The sequence below is a fragment of the Selenomonas bovis DSM 23594 genome (assembly GCF_000381005.1).
Lineage (GTDB): Bacteria > Bacillota > Negativicutes > Selenomonadales > Selenomonadaceae > Selenomonas_C > Selenomonas_C bovis.
The window spans coordinates 1-16,402 of record NZ_KB908406.1; the positions used below are offsets into that span (position 1 = coordinate 1).

At 60.4% G+C, this 16,402-nt stretch carries 12 protein-coding genes and 1 pseudogene; 9 read left to right on the forward strand and 4 right to left on the reverse strand.

What is annotated here, in order from left to right:
* From F599_RS15885 to F599_RS0110560, 5 genes and pseudogenes are all read left to right on the forward strand, one after another.
* Positions 1–200: pseudogene (locus F599_RS15885) on the forward strand (IS481 family transposase); the annotation flags it as partial.
* Positions 201–547: 347 nt separating this feature from the next.
* A complete protein-coding gene (locus F599_RS0110545; RefSeq protein ID WP_051081690.1) occupies positions 548–1,426 on the forward strand; it encodes a YitT family protein in 879 nt (292 codons plus the stop codon).
* Positions 1,427–1,565: 139 nt separating this feature from the next.
* A complete protein-coding gene (locus F599_RS14890; protein ID WP_019543500.1) occupies positions 1,566–2,225 on the forward strand; it encodes a hypothetical protein in 660 nt (219 codons plus the stop codon).
* Between the two features lie 168 nt (positions 2,226–2,393).
* Positions 2,394–3,689, forward strand: coding sequence for an O-acetylhomoserine aminocarboxypropyltransferase/cysteine synthase family protein (locus tag F599_RS0110555; RefSeq protein WP_019543501.1), 1,296 nt, complete (start codon positions 2,394–2,396; stop codon positions 3,687–3,689).
* Between the two features lie 289 nt (positions 3,690–3,978).
* A complete protein-coding gene (locus tag F599_RS0110560) occupies positions 3,979–5,103 on the forward strand; it encodes a 5-methyltetrahydropteroyltriglutamate--homocysteine S-methyltransferase (protein ID WP_019543502.1) in 1,125 nt (374 codons plus the stop codon).
* Between the two features lie 612 nt (positions 5,104–5,715).
* On the opposite strand, the gene F599_RS0110565 is transcribed toward F599_RS0110560, so the two are convergent.
* From F599_RS0110565 to F599_RS0110580, 4 genes are all read right to left on the reverse strand, one after another.
* On the reverse strand, positions 5,716–6,687 hold the full coding sequence (locus F599_RS0110565; protein ID WP_019543503.1) for an ABC transporter permease: 972 nt from the start codon (positions 6,685–6,687) through the stop codon (positions 5,716–5,718).
* A gap of 12 nt (positions 6,688–6,699) precedes the next feature.
* Entirely contained in the window at positions 6,700–8,202 is a 1,503-nt protein-coding gene (locus F599_RS0110570; RefSeq protein ID WP_019543504.1) for a sugar ABC transporter ATP-binding protein, read from the reverse strand.
* 12 nt (positions 8,203–8,214) lie between these two features.
* Positions 8,215–9,180 carry an ABC transporter permease gene (locus F599_RS0110575; RefSeq protein WP_019543505.1) on the reverse strand — a complete coding sequence of 322 codons (966 nt, stop codon included), beginning with the start codon at positions 9,178–9,180 and terminating at the stop codon, positions 8,215–8,217.
* A gap of 102 nt (positions 9,181–9,282) precedes the next feature.
* Positions 9,283–10,443 (reverse strand): sugar ABC transporter substrate-binding protein, encoded by a 1,161-nt coding sequence (locus tag F599_RS0110580; protein WP_019543506.1) that lies wholly within the window; start codon positions 10,441–10,443, stop codon positions 9,283–9,285.
* Positions 10,444–10,820: 377 nt separating this feature from the next.
* Here F599_RS0110580 and F599_RS0110585 point away from each other — a divergent pair, with 377 nt between their 5' ends.
* The 4 genes from F599_RS0110585 (at position 10,821) to F599_RS0110605 (ending at position 16,355) form a co-directional block, all read left to right on the forward strand.
* On the forward strand, positions 10,821–12,440 hold the full coding sequence (locus F599_RS0110585) for a xylulokinase (RefSeq protein ID WP_019543507.1): 1,620 nt from the start codon (positions 10,821–10,823) through the stop codon (positions 12,438–12,440).
* Between the two features lie 17 nt (positions 12,441–12,457).
* The gene (locus tag F599_RS0110590; protein WP_019543508.1) at positions 12,458–13,162 is read left to right on the forward strand and encodes an L-ribulose-5-phosphate 4-epimerase; all 705 of its coding nucleotides are present in this window, start codon (positions 12,458–12,460) and stop codon (positions 13,160–13,162) included.
* A gap of 65 nt (positions 13,163–13,227) precedes the next feature.
* On the forward strand, positions 13,228–14,652 hold the full coding sequence (gene araA, locus F599_RS0110595; RefSeq protein ID WP_019543509.1) for an L-arabinose isomerase: 1,425 nt from the start codon (positions 13,228–13,230) through the stop codon (positions 14,650–14,652).
* 488 nt (positions 14,653–15,140) lie between these two features.
* Positions 15,141–16,355, forward strand: coding sequence for a Fic family protein (locus F599_RS0110605; protein WP_019543510.1), 1,215 nt, complete (start codon positions 15,141–15,143; stop codon positions 16,353–16,355).
* Positions 16,356–16,402 lie beyond the last annotated feature (47 nt).

Consider the following 16,402-nt stretch of genomic DNA (forward strand, 5'->3'; position numbering starts at 1 on the left):
CGCCTCGCCACAACGGAAAGGTGGAACGCAGCCACAGGAACGACCAGGAGCGCTTTTACAATCATCTGAGCTTCTACTCTTACAATGATCTTCTATATCAGATGTCCAACTACCTATATCGTTCCAACCGTATTCCCTCGCGTGTCCTCAGCTGGCTCACGCCTGAAGAGATGACGAAGAAGCTGATGCCTATAAGCTCTCCCAGAAAAGCTCCGAAGTTGCCGGAAAACATTATGGATTTCATCTATGGGGACGTTTCCGTATGATTTTTTCTGGTGTCACATCATTGACTTTCCTACATTTCGCGTAGGAACAAGCAGGAAAGATACAAAGGAAAAGAAAACTGGGAAAGCGCGCGGCCGCCTCTGGCCGGATTGTCATCTTTGCCCTATAATATGAAAGAAGTATATCGTGCAGTGAAAATAGATTGGAGTTGTTGCCCGTGCAGGAAGAAGCGGAAAAGAAGGACATCCGGGCGGAGGCGGCGGCCAGCGGCCTGCTGCCGGAGGAGAGGAAGGATCTCCCGGCAGAGGCGGCCGGCGGCCCGCTGCCCGTCGTGAAGAAGACGATCGCCCAGCACCGCAAGGCGTCGTTCTACATCAAGAAGTATTGCATGATCTTCCTCGGCTCGATCATCGCCTCGCTCGGCCTCGAGCTGTTCCTCATCCCGAACCGCGTCATCGACGGGGGCGTCGTCGGTATCTCCATCATGATGAGCACGATCACGCAGCTGCCGTTCGGCCTGTTCCTCGTTCTGCTGAACCTGCCGTTCCTCTATCTCGGCTACAAGCAGATCGGCAAGAATTTCGCGATCGCGACGACGATTGCCATCTGCTTCCTCTCGGGCTGGTCGGCGGTGTTCGAGCCGATCCGGCAGGTGACGGAGGATCCGTTCCTCGCGGCGATCTTCGGCGGCATCATCGACGGGCTCGGCGTCGGGCTCATCATCCGCGCGGGCGGCTCGCTCGACGGCACGGAGATTGTCGCCATCATCATGGACCGGCGGTCGGTCTTCTCCGTCGGCGAGGTCGTCATGTTCATCAACCTCTTCATCCTCTCGAGCGCGGGCCTGCTCTACGGCTGGGACAAGGCGATGTACTCGCTCGTCGCGTATTTCGTCATCAGCAAGATGATTGACATCGTCATCAAAGGCCTCGACGAGAGCTATGCCGTCATGATCGTGACGAACGAGCACGACGACATCACCTCGGCGCTCAACGACCGCCTCGGCCGCGGTGTCACGCTGCTGCACGGCGCGGGCGGCTACACGGGCGAGAGCAAGGAAGTGCTCTACTGCGTCGTGACGCGCCTCGAGGTCGACAAGCTGAAGGAGATCGTGCTCGAAAAGGACGAGAACGCGTTCGTGACCATCAACGCCGTCCATGACATCGTGGGCGGCCGGTTCAAGAAAAAGGCCATTCACTGAGGATGCCGCGGGCAGGGGGACGCAGCGCGAAGGCGGAAGCAAGGTGCTTCCGTGGGCGGCGGGCGCCCGGAGGCGGCCGCGTCCGCTGCGGGCATCCTGTGGCATGCGGCGCCTCTGCCGCGCGAGGGAGGTTTTTGCTATGAAAGCGATTGAGAAACTATGCTGCGCCGTACTCCTTTTGTGTGCCGGTCTGCTGCTCCTGCCGCAGGCGGGCGAGGCGCGCACGCCGCTGCGGCTCGCGCGCCTGCCGCTCATCGTCGAGAGCCCGTACGCGCCGCAGGAGGTAGGCGAGCTCATCGAGGATCGGCTCGACCGCGCGCTGCATGTGCCGCTCAATGGCACGCTGCACGTCGTCGAGGAACTGCCGACCGCAGAGGTCGAGCAGGCGCTCGAGGAAGCGCGCGCCGAGCTGCGCGCACAGGGGAAACGCCCCCGTTACCGCGACGCGATGCCGCTCGTCGCGGCGAAGCTCGACGCAGATCTCGTCGTCTGCCCCGTGCTCACGGACTATCACGAATACATCTTCTACGGCAGCGGCCCGTTCTTTGACGACGATACCATCTCTATGGACAGCTACGTCGCGCTCGAGATCGACGGCTACGATCGCGCGGAGCAAAAAAATATCTCGAAGCGCACGAGCCGCTACTACCGCGATTCGTACAGTACGCAGGGCACGGCGGAGGCGCTCGCGAGGGAGGCCGTCGAGGCGCTCGTGCGCGAGACGAAGCTCAACGAGCGCGTGACGCGGCCGCTCCGTGAGATGCAAGCGCCCGCCGCGGCAGTGCCCGCTGCGGACTGATGCCGCCCGCGCCGGCCGCGGGGAGGCGGGGGCAGCCTTAGAGAGAAATTTCGCGCGCGGCGTGATTTTCGCTTGACAAGTTACAAGGTAACAGGTATAATCATAAACATATTAATCATGTATGTTTTATGACAGCCGAACGGAACCGAGAACAGAGGAGGATGCCCTATGAGCGAAGAGAAAAAATACCATTTCGAGACCCTGCAGCTGCATGTCGGTCAGGAGGAGGCCGATCCCGCGACGGACGCGCGCGCCGTCCCCATCTACCAGACGACGAGCTACGTCTTCCACAACGCCCAGCACGCGGCGGACCGCTTCGCGCTGAAGGACGCGGGCAACGTCTACGGACGTCTCACGAATCCGACGGAGGATGTCTTTGCCCGCCGCATCGCGGCGCTCGAGGGCGGTGTCGCGGCGGTCGCTGTCGCCTCTGGCGCGGCGGCTGTCACCTATACGGTCGAGGCGCTCGTCCACAGCGGCCAGCACATCGTCGCGGCGACGACCATCTACGGCGGCACGTACAACCTCTTCGAGCATACCTTCCCGAACTACGGCATCGAGACGACGTTCGTCGATCCGACGAAGGGCACGCAGGTCTTCGAGGATGCCATCAAGGATAACACGCGCATCGTCTACATCGAGTCCGTCGGCAATCCGAACGCGAACCTCATCGACATCGAGGCCGTCGCGGCCATCGCGCACAAGCACAACATCCCGCTCGTCGTGGACAGCACGTTCGCGACGCCGTACCTCCTGCGCCCGTTCGAGTACGGCGCGGACATCGTCGTGCACAGCGCGACGAAGTTCATCGGCGGCCACGGCACGACGCTCGGCGGCGTGCTCGTCGACAGCGGCAAGTTCGACTGGGAAAAGAGCGGCAAGTTCCCGCAGTTCGTCGAGCCGAACGCGAGCTACCACGGCATCAGCTTCGCCAAGGACGTCGGCGCGGCGGCGTTCGCGACCTACGTCCGCACGCTCATCCTGCGCGATGAGGGCGCGACGCTCTCGCCGTTCAACGCGTTCCTGCTCCTGCAGGGCACGGAGACGCTCTCGCTCCGCGTCGAGCGCCACGTCGAGAACGCGCTCAAGGTCGTCGACTACCTCGCGAAGAACCCGCACGTCGCGAAGGTCAACCATCCCTCGCTCGCGGATCATCCGGATCACGCGCTCTACGAGAAATATTTCCCCAACGGCGGCATCTCCATCTTCACGTTCGAGATCAAGGGCGGCGCTGAGGCGGCGAAGAAATTCATCGACCATCTCAAGGTCTTCAGCCTCCTCGCCAACGTCGCCGACGTGAAGTCCCTCGTCATCCATCCGGCGTCGACGACGCACAGCCAGATGAACGAGCAGGAGCTCCTCGCCTCCGGCATCACGCCGTCGACCATCCGCCTCTCCATCGGCACGGAGCACATCGACGACATTATCGACGACCTCGACCAGGCGTTCCAGGCCCTCGACTGAGTTTCGGCAAATCGCATAGGTCTGGCCCAGGCACTGCCTGCGCCTCGTCTCCAGCAGGACAGATTCCCGTTTCCCGGCGGGCGTCTGTCCTGCTTTTCTGTGCGCGACGCAGCGCGCAGGGGATCCGGCGATAGAAAAAAGCTATCACGACTGACAGAATTTCCATATTAACACATGGCTGGGGAAGCATGCTATACTCGGAGCATCAAGAAAACGTTGACAAAGCCGCACATCAAAAGGCCCGGCGGGCCGCGTGCGCTCAGGTAACTGAAAGAAAGAAGCGATTCTCATGACAGCAAAGAAAAATCCCCCCTTCCGCTATGACATCGTCGGCAGCTTCCTGCGTCCGGCGGCGCTCAAAAAGCAGCGCGCCGCCGCCGCGCGCGGCGAGATCTCCGCTGCGGCGCTCCGAGCGGCAGAGGACGCGGCCATCCGCGACCTCGTCGCGAAGGAAAAGGCCGCCGGCCTCCGTGCCGTGACGGACGGCGAGCTGCGCCGCCGCTACTGGCACCTCGACTTCCTCGCGGGACTCACCGGCGTCGAGGAGGTCGGCGCCGCGCATTGGTCCGTCGCCTTCAAGGGCGCACAGCCGAAAGCCGCGACGCTCGAGATCCGAGACCGGATCGACTTCCCGGCGGACCACCCGTTCCTCGCGCATTTCCGGTTCCTCAAGGAGGCGGCGGGCGGCACGCTCGCGAAGCTCACGATCCCGTCCCCCTCGATGCTCCACCTCATCTGCTGCGTGCGCGCCGAGCACTACGCGCCCATCGCGCGCTACGCGGACGAGCGGGCGCTCTACGCTGACATCGCCGCCGCGTACAAGAAGGCCGTGCAGGCGTTCTACGACGCGGGCTGCCGCTACCTCCAGCTCGACGACACGAGCTGGGGCGAGTTCTGCGACGCGGAGAAGCGCGCGGCGTACAAGGCGCGCGGCTTCGACCTCGATGCAATCGCGCGCCGCTACGTCGCCGTCATCAACGAGATCATCGCGGCGAAGCCAGCGGATCTCACGATCACGATGCACATCTGCCGCGGCAACTTCCGCTCGACCTGGTTCTCCTCGGGCGGCTACGAGCCCGTCGCCGAGAAGCTCTTCGGTGGCTGCCATGTCGACGGCTTCTTCCTCGAGTACGACAGCGAGCGCGCGGGCGGCTTCGAGCCGCTGCGCTTCATCGAGGACCAGCAGGTCGTCCTCGGCCTCGTCACCTCGAAATCCCCGGAGCTCGAGAAACCAGCAGACATCATCGCGCGCATCGAGGAGGCCGCGCGCTACGTGCCGCTCGCGCAGCTCTGCCTGAGCCCCCAGTGCGGCTTCTCCTCGACGGAGGAGGGCAACCTCCTCACCGAGGAAGACCAGTGGCAGAAAATCGCCCTCATCCGGGAAATCGCCGAGAGCGTCTGGCAGGACGCCTGAAGCCAGCAGCGGAACATAGGAACAAGAACGTGCTGCCCCACATAAGGATTTTTCACAACCTCTGGTTTTCAAGAAAGATGCTCCTGACGAGGCGTTGCAGGGAAATCGCGCTGTGCGGCAGTCCCGTGATGGTTGCCAAGCCGGAGGTGCAGCGCGTTTTGCTGGTCTTACGGCAAGGATGGGCGCAACATGTTCATGAAGAAGCAATTTGTGCGGTGGCTATAAACTGGATATCGTACCAATCAAGTGATTTTCCCAAGCAAGAAAAAAGCATGACCTCTGCGATGCTTCCAATAGAAATAGGAAACTCAACGCACAAACGTCCACTTTGTGGACATTGTGCGCCCGTCCTTGCAGTAAATCCAGCCAATCGCGCTGCGCCTGCGGCTTGCGCTCTTGGGGATTTACATAGCAAACTCAACGCACAAACGTCCACTTCGTGGACATTGTGCGCCCGTTCTTGCAGTAAATCCGGCCAATCGCGCTGCGCCTGACGGCTTGCGCTCTTGGGGATTTACATAGCAAAAAGCAGCTTCTGCTCCATGCGGGCAGAGGCTGCTTTTTTACGATGGTTGCGGGAGGTCTGCTGCTATCTGGCAGCGTCTCGCTTTCCTATTTGATGACCTTGAGCGCCTTCCGGTCGGCGAAGACGGCGACGAAGATGAGGAAGATGACGCCTTCGATGAGCTGGAGGGTCTGCGGCGAGAGGCCGATCATCGTGAGGCCGGTGTAGAGGACGTAGAAGAGGAGCGAGCCGACGATGATGTTGCCGAAGCGCACTTTCGCGCCGCCTGATATCGGCATGCCGCCGAGCACGAGGGCGATGAGGATCTGCGTCTCGAGCTGGTTGCCGACGTTGGCCGTGGCGGAGCCGTTCTTGACGATGTTGAGGAAGGCGGCGAAGCCGGTCAGCGCGCCCGCCAGCGTGTAGATGAAGAATTTCATGCGGTCGGTGCGGATGCCCGCGAACATGGCGCCGCGCTCGCCGGCGCCGATGGCCTTGAGATAGGTGCCAAACGGCGTGAAGCGGAAGACGAGGAAGCCGACGAGGACGATGAGGACGGTGCAGGCGAGCTTGAACTCGATGCTGTCATAGTCGTAGACGTCCATGCTCGCGCGAACCGGCGAGTCGGAGGCGAAGTATTTGATGAACCCGCGGAAGAGGAACATCGTGCAGATCGTGACGATGAAGGACGCGATCTTGCGGCAGACGTGGAAGTAGGCGTTGACCGCGCCGATGACGGCGCCGGCTGCGATGCCGCCGAGGATGGCGAGGCCGATGCCGTGCGGGGAGAGCAGGCAGATCACGATGGAGGAGATGCCGAGGATCGACCCCTGGGAGAAGTCGAGGCCGCCCATCGTCATGATGAAGAAGACGCCCATCGCGGCGATCATCACGACGTAGACCTGGTTCAGCAGGAGGATGAGGTTCCTCGGGGCGATCATGGCGCCGTCGGTCAGAAAGATGAACAGGACGAAGACGGCGACGAGGCCGACGACGGGGAGATACGTCCGGATCTGGTTCATGCGCCTTGCCTTGGCGCGTTCCTCGTCGATGGAAAGTTTTGTTTCATTCGCACTCATCATGCACCCTCCTTATACCATCTTGGAAATCAACATGTTCTCGCTGAGCTCCTGGCTGCGGGCGAGCTCGCCGTTTACGGCGCCATCCTTCATGATGAGGATGCGGTCGCACATGCCGATGAGCTCCATGAGTTCCTCGGAGATCATGATGACGGATTTGTTTTTCTTGCGCATGCGGTTCATGAGCTGGTAGATGTCCTGTTTGACCTTGATGTCGATGCCGCGCGTCGGCGAGTCGAGGACGAGGATATCGGAGTCCTTGCCGATCCAGCGCGCGAGCACGACTTTCTGCTTGTTGCCGCCGGAGAGGTCGGAGACGAATTGGTCGACGTCCTGCATCTTGACGGACATCTGCTCGGCGTATTTTTCCGAGAAGGCGCGGAGCTTCTTGTCGCTGAGGAACTGCAGCGGGCCCGCGGCGAGATCCGGGAGCGAGGGGAGCGTGATGTTGTCCTCGATGCTCTGGTTGAGGATGACGGACTCGTTGTCGCGGTCCTTGGAGGTGTAGGCGATGCTGTGCGCGATGGCGGTCGGGATGTCGTTGATCTCGGTGCCGTCGGCGAGCTGCACGCTGCCCGTGCGGTCGTAGGAGGCGCCGAAGACGGCTTTGCCGATCTCGTGCATGCCGGACTCCGAGAGGCCGCCGAAGCCTAGGATCTCGCCCTTGTGCAGGTCGAAGGAGATGTCTTTGAGGAGGCCCGGCACGGAGACGCCCTTTACGGAGAGGACGACTTCGTCCGATACCTTTTCGCCGTAGTCCGTGCGGTAGTAGTCGCCCGTGACCTCGCGGCCGACCATGAGGCGCTTGAGGTCGTCCTCGGTGACGTCGCTGCTCTTTACCGTGTCGATGTAGCTGCCGTCGCGCATGATGGTGATGGTGTCGGATTTGTCGAGCACCTCGGCGAGGTCGTGCGAGATGAAGATGACGCTGTTCCCCGACGCGCGGATGCGGTCCATCTGCTTGTAGAGCTCCTCGCGGCCCTCCTGGGAGAGCGCCGTCGTCGTCTCGTCGATGACGACGATCTTCGGGGAGAAGTAGGTCGCTTTGATGATCTCGATGAGCTTTCTGTCCTCGAAATTGTACTCGTCGATCTGCTCCTCCGCGCGGATGTGGGAGAACTCGTATTTCCTCAGGAGCTCGTTCGCCTGCCGGTTCATCTCGCGCGTGTTCTTGATGCCGTATTTCACGAAGCGGTCCTCGTGGCCGAGGAAGATGTTCTCCGCGACGGTGAGGCCCGAGAGCGTGCCGAGCTCCTGCACGATGATGGAGATGCCTTCCTCGTTCGCCTCGACCTGGTTTTTCGGGTGGACTTCCTTGCCGTCGAGGATGAATTTCCCGCTGTCGATCGTGTAGATGCCGGTCAGCATGTTGGTCAGCGTCGATTTGCCGGAGCCGTTCTCGCCGATCAGCGCGTGCACCTCGCCTTTGTTGACGTTGAAGGACACGTCGCGGACGGCTTTCGTGATGCCGAAGGATTTGGATAGATGCTGCACTTGCAGTCTGATTTCACTCATTGCTACACCCCCTTATTTGACAATGGCGCTTCTCACCGTCTTCGTCGTCAGCGCGACGATGATCAGCAGTGCGAAGCCGGTGATCACATCCTGGATGGCCGTCGGTGCGCCGAGCGCGACGAAGCCGTAGAAGATGATGTTGATCATGAACTCGCCGAGGACGATGGCCTGGATGGGGATGCCGTATTTCTTGAAGGCAAGACCGAAGAAGCAGCCCATGGTCGGGATGAAGTTGCGGCTCATGGAGGCCATGCCCGTGACGGCGACCATCGAGGAGCCGTAGGAGATCGTCAGCACGGACATGATGCCGAAGAAGATGCCGCTGATGAGGAACGCGAGGAATTTGTAGCGGTCGACGTCGATGCCCATGTTTTTCGCGATGAACTCGTTGCTGCCGATGGCGTAGGTGTAGGTGCCGATCTTCGTGTAGTTCAGGATGGCGTATGCCGCGAAGAAGGTCAGCAGCGCGAGGATGAGGTTGCCGGGCATCTGGCCGAAGAGCCGCAGATCCGCGGGCAGCGTCTGCGCGGCACCGCCCGCGATCATGTTGGCGAGCGACTCGTAGATGAGCGCGAGGCCCGTCGTGATGATCATCGAGGGGATGCGGAGCTTGATGTAGAAAAAGCCGTTGCAGGCGCCGACGACCGCGCCCGTGAGGAGGCAGCCGCCGAGGAGCCCGAGGTAGCCGTAGCCCATGCCGGCGAGCTTGCAGCCGAGGATGCTCGCGAGGATGATGGCGGCGCCGATGGAGAAATCGAACATGCCCATGACGATGACGAGGTAGAAGCCGACGGCGCCGGCCGAGGCGATCAGGCTCGCCTGGAAGTAGCTCAGCATGTTGTCCAGCGTGCCGAAGTTGTCCGGTGTGAGAAGTTTGAACACGAGCCAGGATACGAAGATCATCAGGCACAGGATCAGGTATCCCTTGATGGTGGACGACAGTTTCTTCTTGCTCATGCTCTGTGTGCGTGCGTCCATAGTTCCCCTCCTTTAACAGCAGGATAGCCAGTATCACATCTGATACTGGCTATCCTCATACGCTTGCTGCGAGGCGCAGGCAAGCCGTTTCGATGCGATGACTTATTTGCCGGAACGAGCTGCGGCGTCAGCGATGGAGAGCTTCGCAGCGGATTCCTTGAGCTGGTCGAGCGTCATCTTGGACATCTCTACGAGCTCATCCTTCGTGAAGGGGAGATTCTGGACGAAATACTTGTCATACTCGCCGTAGTCCTGCGGGGAGGATACGTAGAGGTACGGGAACTCCATATCGACGAAGTTGTTCGCGACTTCCTTGTTGTTGCCCTTGATGGCGTTGTAGACCATCATGAACGCGTAGAGCGGGTCGCAGTAGTGGCCGCCAGACTCGCCGGCGATGGAGCCGTTCTTGAGACGCTCGCCGAGATCCGGCAGGAAGTCCGTGGAGACGATCTTGATGGTGCCCGTCTTGCCAGCGCGCTCGACCGCTGCGATCGCGCCCTGGAGCGGGTCGCCGCCGCCGCCTGCGGGGATGAGGGCGTCGAGTTTCGGATCCGCGCTCATGAGAGCCTCGGCAGCTTTCGCGCCGCCCTCGGAGGACGTGCCTGCGTACTGCGGGTCAGAGAGTTTCGCCTGGTCGTCCGGATGGTTCGTGTTCCAATCCTCGATGCCGGCCTTGTAGCCTTCCCAGCGGCCGAGCCAGGTCGCGTCGCCCTGCTCCCAGCCGATGAGGCCGATGTCGCGGCAGCCCTTGTCGAGGAGGATTTTGACGAGCCGCTTGCCGTTCTCTACCTCGTTCTCATGCACAGCGCCGATGTAGTACGGGGACTTGAGCGCCTGCGCGTAGATGTCCGGGTTCTTGTCCTTGTTGATGATGCGGAAGAACTGCGCCAGGTAGACGCCGTTGTCGTTGGCCGTCTTGATGGCGGAAGCCATCTCCGTGTCGGACGAGTTGCAGATAATGATGCCCTGGCAGCCGGAGGCGACGAGCGTCTCGACGGAGGCCGTGACCTTCTCCGATACATGTCCCTGGTCGACGTAGACGAGCTCTACGCCGAGCGCGTCCGCGGCCTCATCGAGGATGCGCTTGCACTGGGAGCCGAGCACATCCGTCGAGCTCCAGATGGAGACGCCGATCTTCACCTTGTCGGGCGCTCCCTGCTGCTTCGTCGCCTGCGTACCGCAGCCGGTGAGCGCGAACGCGCAGAGCACGAACATCGCGATCGCACATAGGATGCGCTTCGCACCATGCCAATTCATCTTCATGTTGCTACCTCCTAACTCATAAAGCAAAAACCTTCCCAAAGAGTCTTTCCCCGCGCTCTCGCCATATCGTCTGTCTGCGGCGGTATGTTCCCGAGCACATTTTCTGATTACGATGATAAACGCTTTTTTTATCGCTGTCAATAGAAAATTCTGGCAGTTCAAGAAGAATTTCCGTTAAATCCGTAAAAACACTTGACAAACATGGGTAATAAAAGAAAATCCATGCGGAAAATCAGCGATAATTCTGCTGAGCGCGATAAAATAAGATAAAGATTGACAAAAGGAAAGAGCTGATGTATTGTAAGGGTTATAAAAGTGTGCTCGAACACAGTATGTTGCATATTCATGAGCTTCTATCATATGAGGAGGGACGCCTTATGGCAGAAAATCGCCAAGAGGAAGCACGCCGGGCGCAGGAGATCCGCGCGGGCGAGACGGCGCTCGGCATCGAGCTCGGCTCGACGAACATCAAGGCGGTGCTCGTCGGCAAGGATTGCCGGACGCTCGCGTCGGCGAGCTATGGCTGGGAGAACCAGCTCGAGGACGGGATCTGGACGTATGATCTCGAGCAGGTCTGGGCCGGGATTCAGACCTGCTTCACGGAGATCAAGGCGCAGGTCTCCGCGCGCTACCAGGCGCCGCTCCAGGCGCTCGGCAGCATCGGCGTCAGCGCGATGATGCACGGCTATCTGCCGTTTGCAAGCGACGGGCGGCAGCTCGCGGCTTTCCGCACGTGGCGCAACAACATCACGGGCGAGGCGGCCGACGCGCTCACGGAGGAGTTTTCCTTCAATATACCGCAGCGCTGGAGCATCGCGCATCTCTATCAGGCCATCCTGAACGGCGAGACGTCGGCCCGGGAGATCGACTTCCTCACGACGCTCGCGGGCTATGTGCACTGGCGGCTCTCGGGCGAGCGGGTGCTCGGCATCGGCGATGCGTCGGGGATGTTCCCCATCGACGAGGCGAGCGGCACCTATGATGCGGCGCTCGCGGCGAAGTTCGACGCGCTGCCGCGCGTCGCGGCGCAGCCGTGGCAGATCCTCGATATCCTGCCACGCGTGCTGCGCGCGGGCGCGTGCGCGGGCCATCTCACGGCGGAGGGCGCGCGTCTCCTCGACCTCAGCGGCCAGCTCGCGCCGGGCGCGCTCATGGCGCCGCCGGAGGGCGACGCGGGCACGGGCATGGTCAGCACGAACGCCGTGCGCAAGCGCACGGGCAATATCAGCGTCGGTACGTCGGCGTTCTCGATGCATGTGCTCGACGCGCCGCTCCGGCAGGTGCACCGTGATATCGACGTGGTCACGACGCCTGCGGGCGCGCCCGTCGCGATGGTGCACACGAACAACTGCACGAGCGACCTCAACGCGTGGGTGAAGCTCTTCGGCGAGTTCGCCGCGGCCATCGGCCGGCCGCTTGCGGGCAAGGAGCTCTACGGGACGCTGCTCGGCGCGTCGAGAGAGGCGGATGCGGACGCGGGCGGACTGCTCAATTACAGCTGCCTCTCCGGCGAGAACATCACGGAGGTCGAGGCGGGGCGGCCGCTCTTCGTGCGCACACCGCACAGCCGCATGAACCTCGCGAATTTCATGCGCGCGCAGCTCTACGGCTGCTTCGCGCCGCTCAGGCTCGGCATGGACATCCTCGCGGGCGAGGAGGGCGTCGAGACGGACGTCATGATCGCGCAGGGCGGCCTCTTCAAGACGCCGGTCATCGCGCAGCAGGCGCTCGCCGACTGCCTCGGCCTCCCCATCTCCGTCATGAAGACGGCGGGCGAGGGCGGCCCCTGGGGCATGGCGGTGCTCGCGGTCTTCGCGAAATGGCACGCGGGCGAGGATCTCGCGGACTTCCTCGACGAGACGGCTTTCCCGCAGGCGGAGCGGACGACGCTCGCGCCGACCGAGGCGGGCAGGCGCGGCGCGCAGGCGTTCCTCGCTGCCTATCAGAAGGGCCTCGCCGTGGAGCGCGGCGCGGCCGTGATCCCCGACCACGCGTGAGAGAAAGGAGCGGTTCTATGCTGGAATCCCTCAAGCAAGAAGTCTATGAAGCCAATCTTCTCCTGCCGAAATACGGCATCGTGACGTTCACCTGGGGCAACGTCTCGGGCATCGACCGCGAGCGCGGCATCTTCGCCATCAAGCCGTCGGGTGTTCCCTACGAGACGCTGCGGCCAGAGGATATCGTGCTCGTCGATCTCGAGACGGGGAAGGTCGTCGAGGGCGAGCTGAACCCGTCGAGCGACACGCCGACGCACCGCGTGCTCTACGAGGAGTTCCCGACGCTCGGCGCCGTCGTCCACACGCATTCCCCGTGGGCTGTCGCCTTCGCCGAGGCGGGGCTCCCCATCGAGGCCATGGGCACGACGCATGCCGACAGCTTCTACGGCGACGTGCCCGTGACGGACGCGCTGACGCGGGAGGAGATCGAGGGCGCCTACGAGGAGAACACGGGCAAGGTCATCGTGCGCACATTCAGCAAGCTGGGCCTCGACCCCGACGCCGTCCCCGCCGTCCTCGTGCGCCAGCACGGCCCGTTCACCTGGGGGCCGACGCCGAAGAAGGCCGTCGAAAATGCGAAGGTGCTCGACGTCGTCGCCGAGATGAACTACCACGCGCTGCAGCTCACGCGCGCCGACTGCCGCGTGCCGCAGTACCTGCTCGACAAGCATTATTTCCGCAAGCACGGCGCCCATGCCTACTACGGGCAGGCGCAGAGATAGAGAAATACCGCTGCCGCAGGACTCAGCGGCTTGACAGCGTCTCATAGAGAAAGGAAGTCACCGTTATGGAAAACATCAGAGACTATGAATTCTGGTTCGTCGCCGGCTCGCAGTTCCTCTACGGCGAGGAGCAGCTCAAGAACGTCGCGCGCGACGCGCAGGATGTCGTCGATAAGCTCAACGAGAGCGGCAAGCTGCCGTACAAGGTCGTCTGCAAGGGCGTCATGACGACGGCGGACGGCATCACGCAGTTCATGAAAGACGTCAACTACCACGACGAGGTCGCGGGCGTCATCACCTGGATGCACACCTTCTCCCCCGCGAAGAACTGGATCCGCGGCACGGTGCTGCTGCAAAAGCCGCTGCTGCACCTCGCGACGCAGTACCTCGACCGCATCCCCTACGACACGATTGATTTCGACTATATGAACCTGAACCAGAGCGCGCACGGCGACCGCGAATACGGCTACCTCAACGCCCGCCTCGGCCTCAAGAACAAGATCGTCTACGGCTGGTGGGGCGACGAGGAGGTGCAGCAGGAGATCGCCGACTGGGAGGACGTCGCCGTCGCCTATAACGAGAGCTTCCGCATCAAGGTCTGCCGCTTCGGCGACACGATGCGCAACGTCGCCGTCACGGAGGGCGACAAGGTTCAGGCGGAGATCCAGCTCGGCTGGACCGTCGACTACTGGCCCGTCGGCGACCTCGTGGCCGTCGTCGATGCCGTCACGGAGGAGGCCATCGACGCGGAGTACGCGAAGCTCAAGGAGACGTACGCGCTGAATCCGCAGGAAAACGACGCGGCAGCCTTCGAGCGCTCCGTGCGCTACCAGCTCCGCGAGTACCTCGGCATCAAGAAATTCCTCGACGACCGCGGCTATACGGCGTTCTGCACGAACTTCGAGGATCTCAAGGGCCTCAAGCAGCTGCCGGGCCTCGCGTCGCAGCTTTTGATGCGCGACGGCTACGGCTTCGGCGCCGAGGGCGACTGGAAGACGGCCGCGCTCACGCGCCTGCTCAAGATCATGGCGCACAACGACCGCACGGTCTTCATGGAGGACTACACGCTCGACCTGCGCAAGGGGCACGAAGCCATCCTCGGCGCGCACATGCTCGAGGTTGACCCGACCATCGCGAGCGACCAGCCGCGCGTCGAGGTGCACCCGCTCGACATCGGCGGCAAGGACGACCCCGCGCGCCTCGTCTTCACGGGCGCGGACGGCGAGGGCATCGACTGCACCGTCGCGGACTTCCGCGACGGCTTCCGCCTCATCAGCTATCCCGTCACCTGCCGGCGCGCCGAAGCTGAGACGCCGCATCTCCCCGTGGCGAAGCAGCTCTGGATGCCGAAGGTCGGCCTCAAAGAGGGCGCGACGGCCTGGATCGAGGCGGGCGGCGGCCACCATACCGTGCTCTCGTTCCGCCTCAAGGAATCGCAGATTCACGACCTCGGCGTCATGCTCGGCATGGAGCTCGTCGAGATCTGCTGAGCGCGGCGCCGCCAGACGCCGTGGGGCATGTGCGCAATGACTCCATCGGTGATCGTCGAGATCTGCTGAGCGCGGCGCCGCCAGACGCCGCGCGCCCGGCGCCCCTCCTGCCGGGCGCGCGGAGGCGTGCTGTGCCGCTTCGCTGCCACTGGTGAGCGGCGTGCAGCACGCGAAACATCCCTGGCCCCCATAGCAAAGCATCCCGGAGCAGTCGCTCCGGGATGCTTTGCTGTTATTGATATGTGACGCGTTGTCTGTGCTTCGGTTCGCCGAAGGAAAGTATCTGTCTTGATGGCCTCTTCCATTCCTGCTATACTATAATAGAAGAGAAGTACCCTTAGAGCGAACACAGCATCTTGCTGTCATCTATGATGCAATTGATGGTCATCGGTAGTTGAGCCGTCTGTTTTTATAAAAAAGCGAGATTTTATAAAAGTTGACATGAGCAACTTATAAAAAAGGGAGATTTTATAAAAAGGAATCAGTCTATGGAATATGTCAGCCTGAAGAAAATCCATTATAAACAACCGGATATCGAAGAGGAAGTGTACCAGTGCCGTTTTCACTCTGACCTCACGCGCCACCTTTCCCTCGATATAAAGCAGTACAACCACAAAAGGGCTTACCCTGCCTTCTTGTGCTACACCGAAAATATGTTGCTCCTGCAGGAAAAAATCAATAAAAAGTATGAGGAATTCCTATACATAGTAAATACAGTCCCACCTGTGGTCCTGCGTCAGTTTTCTCTAGTGTGCATTGTAGACGAGGTGAAATCGACCAATGACATCGAGGGGGTGAAGAGTACCCGTAGGGAAATATCCATGGTTCTTGATGAGGGACTCTCCGCAGACAACCGTATGAGCAGTGTTGTCCATAAGTATCAAAGCCTGCTTTCAAAGGATGACATACCTTTTTTCACCTGTCAAGACATACGCAACTTTTATGATAGTTTTGCTCATGAGGAAGTCATAAAAGAAGATCCACGCAACAAACTGGATGGCAAGATTTTCCGCCATGGATCTGTTGATATAGCCTCAGTCACCGGAAAGACAATCCACCGCGGTCTTTATCCCGAATCAGCCATCACCAGTGCCCTGACGCAAGCACTTGCCATATTGCACGATGAAAATATGCCTATCCTGTCCCGTGTGTCTGTATTCCATTATCTTTTTGCCTATATACACCCATTCTATGATGGAAATGGGCGCACTGACCGATTTATAACCGCTTATTTCCTAGCCAGACATTTTCATCCTTTGGTAGCCATACGCTTATCCGTTACCATAAAACGCTATCGCAAAAAATATTATACGCTCTTTGAAGATACCGACAGCGAATTGAACCGTGCAGATTTGACAACCTTTGTCGAAGGCTTTTGGTCATTGCTGTTGATATCCTTTGAAGATACCATCCGTCTCCTATCCAGAAAAAAAGAGCAGTTGGAACGCTTCGAAAAAAAGTTATCTGAATTATATTCAGGTGATAAACTAACAGAAAACATTTATTACATCCTTCTGCAAGCCGCACTTTTTTATGGACAAGGTGTAACGATGCAGGATTTGATGTCTGTAACCCAAAAATCACGAGCCACCATACAAAAAAGACTGGATTCCATACCGGATGCACACTTAGCAAAGTCAAAAATCAAAAATGTCTATTATTACAAACTAAACCTTCTCATTCTAAAAACAGAGGAAACATGAACAAGGAGCTGTTGCACGTATTAACAACGTGTAGCAGCCCCTTTTAG